The sequence below is a fragment of the Allobosea sp. FG18 genome, from assembly GCF_057809495.1.
In genome coordinates, this window is sequence record NZ_JBMDKB010000031.1 from 38130 (window position 1) to 52786 (window position 14657).

At 67.5% G+C, this 14657-nt stretch carries 12 protein-coding genes; 6 read left to right on the top strand and 6 right to left on the bottom strand.

The annotated features are described in order from the left end of the window. Nucleotides 1–645 (top strand): CDP-alcohol phosphatidyltransferase family protein, encoded by a 645-nt coding sequence (locus tag ACODTJ_RS25860; protein WP_454658612.1) that lies wholly within the window; start codon nt 1–3, stop codon nt 643–645. Nucleotides 646–657: 12 nt separating this feature from the next. On the opposite strand, the gene ACODTJ_RS25865 is transcribed toward ACODTJ_RS25860, so the two are convergent. The 6 genes from ACODTJ_RS25865 to pdxR all read right to left on the bottom strand — a co-directional run bounded on the left by ACODTJ_RS25865 (nt 658) and on the right by pdxR (nt 8282). Further along, nucleotides 658–1803, bottom strand: coding sequence for an iron-containing alcohol dehydrogenase (locus ACODTJ_RS25865; RefSeq protein ID WP_454658611.1), 1146 nt, complete (start codon nt 1801–1803; stop codon nt 658–660). Then, entirely contained in the window at nt 1803–3185 is a 1383-nt protein-coding gene (locus tag ACODTJ_RS25870; protein ID WP_454658610.1) for an aldehyde dehydrogenase family protein, read from the bottom strand. Before ACODTJ_RS25870 ends, ACODTJ_RS25865 begins: the two co-directional genes overlap by 1 nt. A 50-nt stretch (nt 3186–3235) precedes the next feature. Further along, the gene (locus ACODTJ_RS25875; protein ID WP_454658609.1) at nt 3236–4603 is read right to left on the bottom strand and encodes a glutamine synthetase family protein; all 1368 of its coding nucleotides are present in this window, start codon (nt 4601–4603) and stop codon (nt 3236–3238) included. A gap of 92 nt (nt 4604–4695) precedes the next feature. Next, on the bottom strand, nt 4696–5040 hold the full coding sequence (locus tag ACODTJ_RS25880; RefSeq protein WP_454658608.1) for a RidA family protein: 345 nt from the start codon (nt 5038–5040) through the stop codon (nt 4696–4698). Between the two features lie 57 nt (nt 5041–5097). Beyond that, nucleotides 5098–6708 (bottom strand): GMC family oxidoreductase, encoded by a 1611-nt coding sequence (locus ACODTJ_RS25885; RefSeq protein WP_488850784.1) that lies wholly within the window; start codon nt 6706–6708, stop codon nt 5098–5100. A 32-nt stretch (nt 6709–6740) separates the two neighbouring features. Continuing rightward, nucleotides 6741–8282 (bottom strand): MocR-like pyridoxine biosynthesis transcription factor PdxR, encoded by a 1542-nt coding sequence (pdxR, locus tag ACODTJ_RS25890; RefSeq protein WP_488850786.1) that lies wholly within the window; start codon nt 8280–8282, stop codon nt 6741–6743. A 133-nt stretch (nt 8283–8415) separates the two neighbouring features. Between pdxR and ACODTJ_RS25895 the strand changes: the two genes are divergently transcribed. The 5 genes from ACODTJ_RS25895 to ACODTJ_RS25915 all read left to right on the top strand — a co-directional run. After that, nucleotides 8416–9522: a mandelate racemase/muconate lactonizing enzyme family protein gene (locus ACODTJ_RS25895; RefSeq protein ID WP_488850788.1), complete on the top strand. Its 1107-nt coding sequence runs from the start codon at nt 8416–8418 to the stop codon at nt 9520–9522. Further along, entirely contained in the window at nt 9519–11012 is a 1494-nt protein-coding gene (locus ACODTJ_RS25900) for an aldehyde dehydrogenase family protein (protein WP_454658603.1), read from the top strand. The genes ACODTJ_RS25895 and ACODTJ_RS25900 overlap by 4 nt, the downstream gene beginning before the upstream one ends. A 20-nt stretch (nt 11013–11032) precedes the next feature. Continuing rightward, nucleotides 11033–12331 carry an NAD(P)/FAD-dependent oxidoreductase gene (locus ACODTJ_RS25905; RefSeq protein WP_454658602.1) on the top strand — a complete coding sequence of 433 codons (1299 nt, stop codon included), beginning with the start codon at nt 11033–11035 and terminating at the stop codon, nt 12329–12331. A gap of 155 nt (nt 12332–12486) precedes the next feature. Further along, nucleotides 12487–13548 (top strand): ABC transporter substrate-binding protein, encoded by a 1062-nt coding sequence (locus ACODTJ_RS25910; protein WP_454658601.1) that lies wholly within the window; start codon nt 12487–12489, stop codon nt 13546–13548. Further along, nucleotides 13545–14657, top strand: a 1113-nt coding sequence (locus ACODTJ_RS25915) for an ABC transporter ATP-binding protein (protein WP_488850791.1), incomplete at its 3' end; no start/stop codon positions are given. The genes ACODTJ_RS25910 and ACODTJ_RS25915, both read left to right, overlap by 4 nt.

Genomic DNA, 14657 nt, shown 5'->3' on the forward strand with positions numbered 1-14657 from the left:
ATGGCGCAGGACGAGAACCGCCGCCCGCTCGCCAGCCGCGATTCCGGCTGGGCCCGCACGATCGCCCGCAAGCTGAGCACGGCCTCGGTGACGCCGAACCAGATTTCGATGGCGAGCATGGCGATGGCGGCCGTTGCCGGCATCGCCTTCTGGCAAGCGGGGGCGGCCACCGGTGGCTCCCGCGTTGCTTTGCTGCTCGTCGCAGCCCTGTTCTGCCAGTTCCGATTGCTCTGCAACCTGTTCGACGGGATGGTCGCGATCGAGGGCGGCAAGCAGGAGCCTGACGGGCCGTTCTGGAACGAATTCCCGGACCGCGTCGCCGATATCCTGATCCTCGTCGGCGTCGGCTATGGCGCGGGTGTGCCGACGCTGGGCTGGGCGGCGGCGGCCTTTGCGGTGCTCACCGCCTATACCCGCGAGCTCGGTCGCAATTGCGGCTTGCCCGCCGATTTCTCCGGGCCGATGGCCAAGCAGCATCGCATGGCCACGATCACGGCGGCGGCCATGCTGTCGCTGGCGGAGCCGCTTTGGAGCGGCCACAATCAGGTGCTTGTCGTGGCGCTCTGGCTCATCGCTGTTGGTGCTGCGATCACCGCGATCCGGCGCGCCGCGAACATCGTCCGCCAATTGCGCGTCGGTCGATAGTCTCCGTCGATCTCAGATCGACTCGATAAGCAGCTTGCGCGCCGCATCGACGGTGAGCTCCACCGGATTGCCGCCGGTCGAGGGGTCGGCCACGGCGGCCTCGGCCAGTTCGTCGATCCGGTCGGTGCCGACGCCGAGCGCGGCGAGTTTGTCGGGGATGCCGAGATCGGCCCGCAGCTTCAGCACGAAATCATAGAAGCCGTCGAAGCCCCCGGCGATGCCGAGATAGGCGGCGGCCGCCGCAATCTTCTCCTCGATCGCCGGGCGGTTGAAGCGCAGTACGGGCGGCATCACCACGGCATTCGTGGTGCCGTGATGGGTGTGGTAGACCGCGCCGACCGGGTGGGAGAGCGAGTGGATCGCGCCGAGCCCCTTCTGGAAGGCGACGGCGCCCATCGCGGCGGCAGCCATCATCTGGGTCCGCGCCTCGATATCCCCGCCGTCCGCATAGGCGCGCGGCAGATAGGTCTTCACCAGCCGCATGCCTTCGAGCGCGATGCCCTGGCTCATCGGATGGAAGAACGGCGAGGAATAGGCCTCAAGGCAATGCGCGAAGGCATCCATGCCCGTGCCGGCGGTGATCGCCTTGGGCATGCCGACCGTGAGCTCAGGGTCGCAGATCGTCACGCCCGGCAGGAATTTCGGGTGGAAGATGATCTTCTTGGTATGGGTCTGCGAATTGGTGATGACCGAGGCGCGGCCGACCTCGGAGCCGGTGCCAGCCGTGGTCGGCACGGCGACGATCGGCGCGATGCCCTCGACAGAGGCGCGCGTCCACCAGTCGCCGACATCCTCGAAATCCCAGACGGGTCTGGTCTGGCCGGCCATGAAGGCCACGCATTTGCCGAGATCGAGGCCGGAACCGCCGCCGAAGGCGACGACGCCGTCATGCCCGCCCGCCTTGAAGGCGCGCACGCCGTCGTCGAGATTGCGGTCGTTCGGGTTGGGATCGACATCGGCGAAGATCGCCCGGCCGAGCCCGCCGGCCTCGAGGATGTCGAGCGCGCGGCCCGTGATCGCCATGCTCGCCAGTCCGCGATCGGTGACCAGCAGCGGCCGCTTCATGCCGAGCGCCTTGCAGTGATCGGCCAGTTCCCTGATCCGCCCGGCGCCCAGCTTGACGGCAGTCGGATAGCTCCAGTTCGCGGTGATCGGCATCAGCCAGCTCTCTTCAGATGGTAGGATTTCGGACGGGTGAGGTTGTGGAAGCCGATGACCGAGAGCGAGCCGCCCCGCCCGGTCTCCTTGACGCCGGTCCAGCACAGCGCCGGGTCGAGATAATCGGCGCGATTCATGAAGACGGTGCCGGTTTCGAGGCTCTCACCCAAACGGGCGGCACGCTCTGCATCGCCGGTCCAGAGTGAGACGGTGAGGCCGTATTTCGAGTCGTTCATCAGCGCGAGGGCTTCCGCATCGTCGCGCACCTTCATGATGCCGACAGCCGGGCCGAAGGTCTCCTCGCGCATGATCGTCATGGAATGGTCGACATCGACCAGCACCTGCGGCGCGAGATAGGCGCCGCCATCGTCCTGCGGGAAGAGCTTGGGATCGACCAGAGCGCGTGCGCCCTTCGCTGTCGCTTCCGCGATCTGCTCGCGCACCACCTGGGCGAAGCGCTTGTGCGCCATCGGGCCGAGCGAGGTCTCGGGATTGAGCGGGTTGCCGAGCCGGTAGTTCGAGACCCAGGCGACCGATTTCTCGACGAAGGCGTCGTAGAGGCTCTCATGCACATAGATGCGCTCGATGCCGCAGCAGCACTGCCCGGAATTGAAGGTCGCGCCGTCCATCAGCGTGTCCACCGCCTTGTCGAGATCGGCGTCATCCATGACATAGCCGGGGTCCTTGCCGCCGAGCTCCAGCCCGATCCCGGTGAAGGTGCCGGCGGCGGCGCGTTCGATCGCCTGCCCGCCCGCGACCGAGCCGGTGAAGTTGATGAAGTCGAACTGCTTCTCGGCGATCAGCCGAGAGGACGTCTCATGGTCGAGGAAGACATTGGCAAAGACCTCTTCCGGCACGCCCACCTCATGGAAGGCCCGCGCCAATCGCTCGCCGGTGAGCAAAGTCTGGCTGGCATGCTTGAGGACGACCGCATTGCCAGCGATCAGCGCCGGCGCGACCGAGTTGATCGCGGTCATATAGGGGTAGTTCCACGGCGCGATCACGAAGACGACGCCATGCGGCTCGCGCGCGATGAAGCGCTTGAAAGCGGCGCTGTCCTCGATGACGAGCGGCGCCAGCGCCTCCTGCGCGATCGAGGCCATGTAGTTCGAGCGCTCGTTGAAACCCTTGAACTCGCCGCCGTACTTGATCGGCCGGCCCATCTGCCAGGCGAGTTCGGTCACGACCTCCTGGCCCATCTCGTTGAGCCGCGCGACACCCTTGAGCACCAGCGCGATGCGCTCGTCCAGCGGGCGCCTGGCCCAGGCCTTCTGCGCCTTGCGGGCGCGCGCGACCACAGCCTTGGCCTCGTCGAGGCTCAGGGCCAGCCGCTCGGCATAGACCGAGCCGTCCACCGGCGACACGCATCGGATCATCGTCATCGTCACTATCCGTCTGGCTGAAGGCTTTTGCTGCGGGAGGAGGGGGGCGGTCAGGCGCGTTCGAAACCGCGCTTCACTTCCCAATCGGTGATCCGGCGGTCGTACTCCTCCTGCTCCCATTCGGCGGCGCGGACATAATGGTCGATCACGTCGTCGCCGAAGGCCTTGCGCAGCATCGCCGAGCCCTTCAGCGCCACGGTCGCATCACGCAGGGTCTTCGGGATTTCGCGGACGTTCCGGTCGCCATAGGCATCGCCGACGAAAGCCTCCTCCAGCTCCATCTTCTTCTCGATGCCGTCGATCCCGGCGGCGAGCAGCGCCGCCATCGCGAGATAGGGATTGAGGTCCGAGCCGCCGACCCGGCATTCGATGCGGATGCCCTTGGTTCCGGCGCCGCAGAGCCGGTAGCCGGCGGTGCGGTTGTCGGCGCTCCAGATCGCCTTGGTTGGCGCGAAGGTGCCGGCGACGAAGCGCTTGTAGGAGTTGATATAAGGCGCGAGGAAGCCGGTGATGTCGGAGGCATGCGCCAGCAGGCCGGCCACATAGTTCCGCATCAGCGGCGACATGCCGTGTTTCGCCTGCGCATCGAGGAAATGCGGGGTCTTGCCGTCGGCGCTCCAGAGCGACTGGTGGATATGCGAGGAGGAGCCGGCATGCGCGTTGCTCCACTTGGCGAGGAAGGTGATCGACTTGCCCTGCGCCCAGGCGATCTCCTTGCAGGCGTTCTTGATGATCGCGTGCCGGTCCGCCATCGTCAGCGCGTCGGCATAGCGGACATTGATCTCTTCCTGCCCGGCCGAGGCCTCGCCCTTGGAGTTCTCCACGGGGATGCCGGCGCCCTGCAGACCGTTGCGGATCGCCCGCATCACCGCCTCTTCCTTGGTCGTCTGGAAGATGTGGTAGTCCTCGTTGTAGCTGCTCGCGGTCTTGAGGTCGCGGTAGCCGCTGGCGCAGGCGTTCTCGTAGCTCTGGTCGAACAGGAAGAATTCGAGCTCGGTCGCCATATAGGCCTTGAGCCCCATCGCCTCGAGCCGCCTGACCTGCTTCTTCAGCACGGCGCGCGGCGAATGCGGGATGTCGTGGCCGTGATGGTCCTGCACGTCGCAGAGCACGAGTGCCGTCCCTTCGAGCCAGGGCACGCGGCACAAGGTCGAGAGGTCAGGCTTCATGGTGTAGTCGCCATAGCCGGCGGCCCAGCTCGTCGCCGCGTAGCCGGCTACGGTTTCCATCTCCATATCGGTGGCGAGCAGGTAGTTGCAGCTATGCGTTTCGTGATGCCCGCTTTCGAGGAAGAAGGCGGCATGGAAGCGCTTGCCCATCAGGCGCCCCTGCATGTCGACGAGACAGGCGAGCACGGTATCGATGCGGCCGGCGGCGACATCCTGCTTCAGAGCGTCGAACGTGTAGGCTTGCGTCATGCCGGTCATCCATCTCCGATGCGCGATCTTCACACGGGAATGCGTCCGGCGGAATAGCCGGCTTGCATGTCTTTGCGCGGTTTATGCAGGGTTCAGACCAGCGCCTGGACCTGGATCTCGACCAGGATGTTCTCGGCCGCCAATCGCGACTCGACGGTGGCGCGGGCCGGCGGCTGCGCGGGATCGACCCAGGTCTCCCAGGCGGCGTTCATCTCGCTGAAATTCGCGATGTCCTTCAGCCAGATATTGGCGATGACGATGCGGGTCTTGTCGGTGCCGGCCATCGCCAGATAGCCGTCGATCTGCTTGAGGATATCGGCCGTCTGCTCGCGCACGCCACCGCTGCGATCGGCTGCAGTGAGGCCTGAGAGGAAGGCGAAGCCGTTGGCGACGAGCACCTTGCTCAATCGTCCGGTCACTTCATGGCGTGTGATCATGGTCTGTCCTCCGGGGAAAGATGCCGGCGACGGCCGGCGGGGCAGGGGAATTCGCTCTCAGCCTTCCGCCATCAGGGCGGCGGCGCGCTCTCCGACCATCATGGCCGGCGCGTTGATGTTGCCCGATGGGATAGTGGGGAAGATCGAGGCGTCGACGACGCGCAGGCCTTCGACGCCATGCACCCGCAATCTGGCGTCGACCACGGCGTCGCTCACGTCGGGGCCCATCCGGCAGGTCCCACAGGGGTGGAACACCGAATAGGCGTTCGCGCGGATCGCGGCGACATGCGCCTCCTCGTCGGCGGCTTCCGGCCCCGGCCGGATCGCGGTGTCGATCACGGCGGAGAGCGTCGGTGTCGCGGCGAGCCGGTGCAGGAAGCGCGCGCCGTCCAGCAGGATGCACAGGTCCTCGGGATCGGAGAGATAGTTCGGCGCGATCTCCGGCGCGACCTGCGGATCGGGCGAGCGGATCGCGACATGGCCGCGGCTGAGCGGGCGACAGGGCGAGACGCTGAGGCTGAAACCGGGGAACGGGTCGGGCTTCATCAGGGCGCGCACGCCCGGCACGGCGCGCTCATAGCTCAGCGGCGAGAAATAGAGCTGCATGTCGGGCCGCGTCAGCTCCGGCCGGGTGCGATAGAATCCACCGCCCTGGTTGACGCTGAGCGAGAGCGGCCCGCGCCGCCGCAACAGATAGTTCACGGCCATGCCGATGCGGGCAGGCCAGGACAGCAGCGCCTCGTTCAGGCTCGGCCGCTTCGAGCGGTAGACATGGTCGTAGCAGAGATGGTCCTGCAGGTTGCGGCCGACCGCCGGCTGGTCGAGCAGCGGCGTGATGCCGTGCTGCTTCAACAGTTCCGCCGGACCGATGCCGGAAAGCTGCAGCAATTGCGGCGAATTGAACGCGCCGCCGGAGAGGACGACCTCCCTGCGGGCGCCGAAGCGCAAGGTCTCGCCACCGCGCCTGGCCTCGACGCCGATGGCGCGCCGCCCTTCGAACAGGATACGCGTCACCTGCAAATCGGTTTCGAGCTTCACGCGCCCGCGCCGCCTTGCCGGATGCAGGAAGGCGCGTGCCGCCGATTCGCGCCGGCCGCCGCGCGTGGTGATCTGGTAGAAGCCAGCGCCCTCGCTGGTCGCGCCGTTCAGGTCCGGATTGAAGCACAGGCCCGCTTCGCCGGCCGCCTTGACGAAGAGCGGCGTGAGCGGATGAACCTCCTTGGCGACGTTCTCGACATGGAGCGGGCCGCCTGCACCATGCCAGATCGAAGCGCCCAGCGCGTGGTCCTCCATGCGCCTATAGGCGGCGAGCACCTCGGCCCAGCCCCAGCCGGGATTGCCGAGCCGCTGCCATTCGTCGAAATCCTCGGCCTGGCCGCGGGCATAGACCACCGCATTGATCGCGCTCGATCCGCCGACCACCTTGCCGCGCGGCTGGTAGATTTCCCGCCCATCCAGCCCGGCTTGCGGCGTGGTCCGGTACATCCAGTTCATGCGGCGATGGTAGAAGGTCTTGCCGTAGCCGATCGGCAGATGGACCCAGGGGCTGAGATCGCGCGGCCCGGCCTCGATCACCAGGATCGAGCCATGGCCGGCTTCGGCGAGCCGCCCGGCCAGCACGCAGCCGGCCGAACCCGCGCCGACGATGATCACGTCCCATTCGCTCAAGATGCTCTCACCCGCTGTGCCTGCCGGAATTGCTAGGGAGAATTGGGCTTCCCGCTAAGGGCCATTCCCGCCGAAGCGTCAGTCCACTCGCCGGCCGCCATGAGGTCGTCGATGGCGCGTCGCAGGTCGAGCACACCGGTCTTGATCTCAGCCGGCGTGAAGCCGCTGAAGCCGAGCACGAGACCGTCTTGCGCGACGGGTTCGAGGCAGAAGCGGCTGATCGGCGCGACCGTGACGCCGCGCCGGGCGGCGGCCTGCGTCAGCGCGACGGCATCGAGCCCGTCGCGGAGATAGGCGATGGTATGCATGCCGGTCTGGGTCGGCACGACTTCCAGATCGGGCGCCAGATACTCCCGCGCAGCGTCCTCCAGTGCCTGGTAGCGTTCCTGGTAGAGCTTGCGCATGCGGCGGACATGCGTCGCGAAATGCCCTTCAACGATGAAATCGGCGACGATGCCCTGCAGCGCCGTCGGAACGCCCGGCGAAAAGGCTTCGAGACAGATGCCCATCTGCTCGACGAGATGCGGCGGCGTGACGAGGAAGCCGAGCCGCAATGACGGGAACAGCGTCTTCGAGAAGGTCCCGACATAGATGACGCGGCCGCTGCGATCGATGCTGGTCAGCGTCGCCATCGGCGCGCCCTGGAAGCAGAACTCGCCGTCCCAGTCGTCCTCAATGATCCAGGCGCCGCTGGCCTCGGCCGCCTCCAGCAGGGCGAGCCGCCGCTCCAGGCTCATCTTGGCGCCGAGCGGCTGCTGATGTGCCGGCGTCACGAAGGCGAGCCGGAATTCCGGCGCGCGGCGTAGCCCCTCGTCGACGACGAGCCCGGCCTCGTCGACCGGGACGGGCACGATCTCGACACCGGACTGGATCATGCTGTTGCGGGCGCCGATCGCGCCGGGGTCCTCGAACCAGACCTTGTCGCCGGGGTCGAGCAGCGTCGCGGCGATCAGTTGGAAGGCCTGCTGCGCGCCGGCCACCACGAAGACCTGCTGCCATTCGCAGGCGATGCCGCGATTGAGCCTGAGATGCGCGGCGATGGCCTGGCGCAGGGCCCGCTCGCCATGCGGATCGGGATAGCCGAGCACCTGATGGCGCGGCTTGCGCCAGTGCTTGCCTGAGAGCCTCGCCCATTGCGCCATGGGGAAGGCGTCGAAGGCCGGCATCGCCGTGGTGAAGGCACGGGGCTGGTGCGGCAGGCGCGTGCCGAACAGTTTTGACGCCGTGTTCATGGCCTGCGCCAGCTTGACCCGCGCCGTCGGCGCGGCGGTGGCCGCGGCGGCCGGGGCGGGGCGCTCGTTTGCCAGCGCCTGGCTGACATAGGTTCCGGAGCCGACGCGGGTCTCGATCAGCCCTTCCGCCGCAAGCCGCTCGAAGCTTTCGACGATGGTGGTGCGGGCGACCCTGAATTCCTGCGCCAGCGTCCGCGTCGCCGGCAGGCGCTCGCCGACCTTGAGCGTGCCGCCGAGGATCAGTTCGCGCAGGCCGGCGCAGATCTGGACGCTGAGCCCATGCTCGCCCTCTCGGTCCAGCACGATCGACTGGAGCAGGGCGCCTTCCTCGCGTTTGACCATGATGCCTTGAGTGGGAGTGGACTGTCGATTTGGCGAGAATGGACCTTGGGATCAGGCCAATTCAAGCCCCTTCTTGCGCCGAAGCTGCTCGCGGTCCCGCCGGGCGGCGCTCCCGGAACGGATAGCGGCAGCGATGAAGATCACCCGGCTCGAAAGCTTCTCGACGCAGGACGTCGGCTTCGTCCGCGCCACATGCGAGGATGGCAGCCAGGGCTGGGGCCAGTTCTCGCCTTATAATGCCGACATCACCGCGACGGTCTTCCACCGGCAGGTCGCGCGCTGGGCGGTTTGCGCGGATGGCTTCGACATCGACGAATTGATCGCGACGATCGGCGAGCGCGAGCACAAGTTCCCCGGCTCCTATCTCTGCCGCGCCATGACCGGGCTCGATACGGCCCTGTGGGACCTGCGCGGCCGGATCGAGCGGAAAAGCGTCTGCGAACTGCTCGGCGGCACGCCGCGTCCCTTCCCGGTCTACGCCTCCAGCATGAAGCGCGGCGAGATCACGCCTGAAGCAGAGGCCGAGCGCTTCCTGCGCCTGCGCGATGCCCATGGCTACCGCGCGTTCAAGTTCCGGGTCGGGCGTGAATGCGGCCGCGACATCGACGAGTGGCCGGGCCGGACGGAGGCGATCGTGCCGCAGATCAGGCGCGCGCTCGGCGCTGATGCGACGCTGCTCGTCGACGGCAACAGCGCCTATTCGCCGGCCAAGGCCATCGCAGTCGGCAAGATGTTGCAGGACCACGGCATCGTCCATTTCGAGGAGCCCTGTCCCTATTGGGAGCATGCCTGGACGCGTGAGGTCCGTGACGCCCTCGATCTCGACGTCACCGGTGGCGAGCAGGACTGCGACCTCGCCGTCTGGCGGGCCATGATCGACGGCCGCGTGGTCGACGTCGTTCAGCCGGACGTCTGCTATATCGGCGGCGTCGGGCGCATGCTGACAGTCGCCCGCTGGGCGCAAGAGGCTGGCCTGCCGGTGACGCCGCATTCGGCGAACCAGTCGCTGGTGACCGTGTTCACGCTGCACATCATGGGCGCGCTCGCCAATGCCGGCCCCTATGTCGAGTTCTCGATCGAGGGGCCGGATTACTACCCCTGGGAGCAGGGCCTGCTGCGCAACCCGCCGCAGGCGCGCGACGGGATGGTCGCGATCCCCGACGGCCCGGGCTGGGGCGTCGAGATCGAGCCGTCCTGGCTCGAAAAAGCGGCCTATCAGGTCACGGAGATCGGCGCGTGACCGCGGACCGCGCCGATCTCGTCGCCGAAGCCATCAGGACAGGAACGCTCGCCGGCCTGCCGGGCGGGCATTTCATCGACGGGCGCTTCGTCGAGTCCGCCTCCGGGCGGCGGATGGAGAGCTTCGACCCCGGCCGGGGCAAGGCTTTCGCAACGGTCGCAGCCGGTGATGGCCAAGACATCGATCGCGCGGTCGCAGCCGCCCGCGCTGCGCTCTCCGGCCCATGGTCGCGCCTGAGCCCGGCCGCGCGCGGCGACATCCTGATGCGGGCGAGCCGCCTGATCGCCGAGCGCGCGGCCCGTTTCGCCGTGGTCGAGACCCTCGATTCCGGCAAGCGTCTCGCCGAAGCCGAGGGCGATGTCGGCGGCGTCGTGAAGGCCTTCGCCTATTATGCCGGCGCGGCCGACAAGCTGCAGGGCGACAGCATGCCTGTTGGCCCCGACCATATCGGGTTGACGATCGAGGAGCCGGTCGGGGTCGCCGCCCAGATCGTGCCCTGGAACTATCCGCTCTCGACGGCGGCGCGCGGCATCGCGCCCGCGCTCGCGGCCGGTTGCACGCTCGTGGTCAAGCCGGCCGAGCAGACGCCCTTCACGACGCTGATGCTGGCTGAATTGCTGCATGAGGCCGGCTTGCCCGCAGGCGTGCTCAACGTGGTGGCCGGCACTGGTGCCGAGGCCGGTGCGGCGCTCGTCGCCCATCCCGGCATCGACCACATCACCTTCACCGGCTCGGTCGCGACCGGGCAGCGCGTGATGCGGGCCGCGGCCGAGCATGTCACCCGCCTTGTGCTCGAACTCGGCGGCAAGTCTCCCCTCGTCGTGCTCGCCGATTGCGATTTCGATGCGGCCATCGCCGGGATCATGGAGGCGATCTTCGAGAATGCCGGACAGATCTGCTCGGCCGGCTCGCGCCTGATCGTCGAGGAGGCGATTGCCGAACCCTTGCTCGAACGTCTTGTCGCCAGCGCGAAAGCCTTGCGGCCGGGCCATGGCCTGAGCGATGCGGGTATCGGGCCGATCAATTCGGCGGCACAGCTCGCTCGCGTCGCCGGCCATGTCGATCGCGCCCGCGCCGCCGGCAATCGCATCCTCGCGGGTGGTGCCGTCGTGCCGCCTGAGGATTGCGGCGGCGGCTGGTTCTATCGGCCGACCATCGTGCTGGCACATGGACCGGACGATCCGCTGGTTCAGGAGGAGATCTTCGGGCCGGTGCTGACGGTGCAGGTCGTCCCCGATTTCGACGAGGCCATCGTCGCGGCGAACGCGACGTCCTATGCGCTGGTCGCGGGCATCTACACCCGCGATCACGCCAAGGCCTGGCGCTATGCGCGGGCTGTCGATGCGGGCCAGGTCTATATCAACGAGTTCTTCGCCGGCGGCATCGCGATGCCTTTCGGCGGCAACCGCAAATCCGGCTTCGGCCGCGCCAAGGGCATGGCGGGCTTGCGCTCCTACTGCAAGCTCAAGAGTGTGGTGGCGCGAATCTGATCCGGGGGGATGACGCGATAATGTCGAGCGATCTGTTCGCCAGTGATTTCAAGGCTGCGCCCTATTGGTGGGACGAGGTGCCACGGCCCGACCTGCCGCGTAGCGAGCCGCCGCAGCAGGCCGAGGTCGTCATCGTCGGCTCCGGCTATACGGGCTTGCAGGCCGCGCTCCAGACAGCGCGCGGCGGGCGCCATACGGTCGTCCTCGATGCCGAGGCGGCGGGCTTCGGTTGCAGCACCCGCAATGGTGGCCAGATTTCGACCAGCGTGAAGCCGGGCTTCGACGAACTCGCCCGCCGCCATGGCCGTGAACGCGCCTTCGCGATCATGCAGGAGGGCCGGAATTCCCTTCGCTATATCGGCGATTTCGTCCGGGACGAGGGGATCGATTGCGATTTCGGCGTCGTCGGTCGCTTCCATGCGGCGCATGCGCCGGGCCGATACGAGGAGCTGGCCCGCAGCGTCGGCACGCAGCCGAAGGGGCTGGAAGTCGCCTGCCATGTCGTGCCGCGCGCTGAGCAGCGCAGCGAGATCGGCTCCGATCTCTACCATGGCGGCGTCGTCTACGAGAGCCATGCCTCGATCAACCCGGCCCGCTACCATCAGGGCCTGTTGCAGCGCGTCGTCGCGGCCGGCGCCGAGCTTGTCCCGTATTGCCCGGCGACGGGCATCGAGCGCATCGGGCAGGATTTCCTCGTCCAGACCCCGCGCGGCACGATCCGCACCCGCGATATCGTCATCGCCACCAACGGCTATACCGGCCCGCTGACGGCTTGGCTGCGCCGCCGTGTCATCCCGATCGGCAGCTATGTCATCGCAACCGAGGCGCTGGAGCCGGAACTGGTCGACAGGCTAATCCCGAAGAACCGCATCGTCAGCGACACCCGCAAGGTGGTCTATTACTACCGCGCCTCGCCCGACCGGCGGCGCATCCTGTTCGGCGGCCGCGTCTCGCTGAGCGAGACCGATCCGCGCCGCAGCGGGCCGCTGCTCCATGCCGCGATGAGCCGGATTTTCCCGGAACTAGCAGGCCGCAAGATCAGCCATTCCTGGTGCGGCCTCGTCGCCTATAGCTTCGACGAGCTGATGCATATCGGCCGGCACGAGGGCATGCATTACGCCATGGGCTATTGCGGTTCCGGCGTCGGCATGGCGAGCTATCTCGGCATGCGGCTCGGCCAGCAGGTGCTCGGCCTCGCCGAGGGCAAGACGGCCTTCGACGGCCTGCCCTTCCAGACGCGACCCTTCTACAGCGGCAATCCCTGGTTCCTCGCGCCGTCCGTCCTCTACTACAGCTGGCGCGATCGTTTGGCCCGCTGACGCGATAAAGTGGTCGCCCCGAATTCTCAGAGTGGACCTTATGGCCAGACCAATTTCGCCGGACCCTGCATGAGGCGAGACGTGCGGACGCCGTTGATCGGCCAACCGCGCGCTCATCTTTGGGGAACGCATCGTTCAAACGGGAGAACAGACACATGCCGCGCCAGCCGATCACGCCGACGAAAACGGCCCTTGCCCTCGTCATGGGCCTGGGCCTGTTGAGCGCTGCGCCCGCCTGGGCGCAGGAACTGACCGTCGTCTCCTTCGGCGGCTCCTATCAGGAGGGCCAGAGCAAGGCGCTCTTCCAGCCCGCCGCGAAGGCCTTGGGCATCAAGGTCAAGGAGGAGACCTATACCAGCATCGCGGACCTGCGCCTCAAGGTGAAGGCCGGCGCCGTGACCTGGGACGTGGTCGCCAGCGGCTCCGGCAGCGCTGCCCGCGCCGGTGCCGAGGGCATCCTCGAGAAGCTCGACTACAAGGTCATCGACACCTCGAACTTCCTGCCCGGCACGGCGCAGGATTATTGCGTCGGTGGCGACGTGTTCTCGACCGTGCTCGCCTGGAACACCAAGACCTACGGCCAGAACGGCCCTCAGAGCTGGGCCGATTTCTGGGACGTCAAGAAATTCCCGGGCAAGCGCTCCTATCGCAAGGGCGTGGCCGGCGCGCTGGAGCCGGCGCTGATGGCCGACGGCGTTCCCGCCAACAAGGTCTATGAGGTTCTCTCGCAGCCCGGCGGCATTGAGCGCGCAATCAAGAAGATCCGCGAATTGAAGCCGCATATCGCGGTCTGGTGGAGCTCGGGCGCGCAGCATGCCCAGCTCATGAAGGACGGCGAGGTCGACATGATCACCGGCTGGAACGGCCGCTTCGACGTCGCCGCCAAGGACGGCGCCAAGGTCGCCTATACCTTCAACCAGGGCCTGCTCGACTATGATTGCTTCGCGATCGCCAAGGGCGCGCCGAACAAGGATCTGGCGATGAAGTTCCTCGCCGAGATCAGCAAGCCGCAATACCAGGCCGAGTTCACGAAATACATCACCTACGGCCCGACCAACAAGAAAGCCTATGAGGGCGGCGCGATCGACGCGGCCTTCGCCAAGACGCTGCCGTCCCATCCGGACAATGCCGGCAAGCAGCTGCCGGTGGACCTCGACTGGTACATCAAGTTCGAGGCGCAGGCCTCCTCCGCCTACCAGAACATGCTGACCGAATGAGACTGGCCGGCGACCACGAGCGGCCGCGCGATGCGGCCGCCTCGGACCCGGGTTCCGCGACGGCCCTGCCCATCGCGGTCCGGCGGCTGAGCAAGGCCTACGGCGCGGTGCCCGTGCTGGACGAGATCGATCTCGATGTCCGGCCGGGCGAGTTCCTGACCCTGCTCGGCCCTTCCGGCTCGGGCAAGACGACGCTCTTGATGGCGATCGCCGGCTTCCTGCGGCCCGACAAGGGCTCGATCCGCTTCGGCGAGCGCGAGGTCGTGCGCCTCGCGCCGCACAAGCGCGAGATCGGCATGGTCTTCCAGAACTACGCGCTGTTCCCGCATATGGACGTCGCTCGCAATGTCGGCTTTCCGCTGCGGCTGCGGCGGGTGCCGGCGGCCGAGGCCGCCCGGCGCGTCGAGGCGGCCCTGGAGATGTTCCAGCTCGGCGGCTTCGGCGGGCGCCGCATCGACCAGCTCTCCGGCGGCCAGCGCCAGCGCGTCGCGCTCGCCCGCGCCATCGTCTTCGAGCCGCGCATCATCCTGATGGACGAGCCGCTCTCGGCGCTCGACAAGCAGCTGCGCGAACGCATGCAGATCGAGTTGCGCCAGCTCCATGAGCGGCTGGGCACCACGACCGTTTATGTCACGCATGACCAGCGCGAGGCGCTGACCATGTCGGACCGCGTCGCCATCCTCGATCGCGGCCGGATCGCCCGTATCGATACGCCGCGCGCGATCTATGACGATCCCCGCAGCCGCTTCGTCGCCGAATTCATCGGCGAATCCTCCTTCCTCGACGTCGCGGTGACCGATGGCGTCGCTCGTGCTGCCGGCGCGACCATCCGCGCCGACAACCTGCCGACCCGGCAGGGGCGCTGCACGATGGTGCTGCGGCCGGAGCGCCTGCATCTGCTCGGACCGGGCGAAGGTGAGGGGATGAACTGCTTCGAGGGCCGCGTCACCGGCGCGGTCTACCAAGGCGACACGCTGCTGCTGCAGACGGTCCTGAACGGCGGCAGCCCGGTCGCGCTGCGCCTGACCACACGCGGCGGCGAAGGCCCACCGCCTGCGCCCGGAACGCCCGTCCGCATCGGCATCGCGGTCTCCGATACCGTGCTGCTG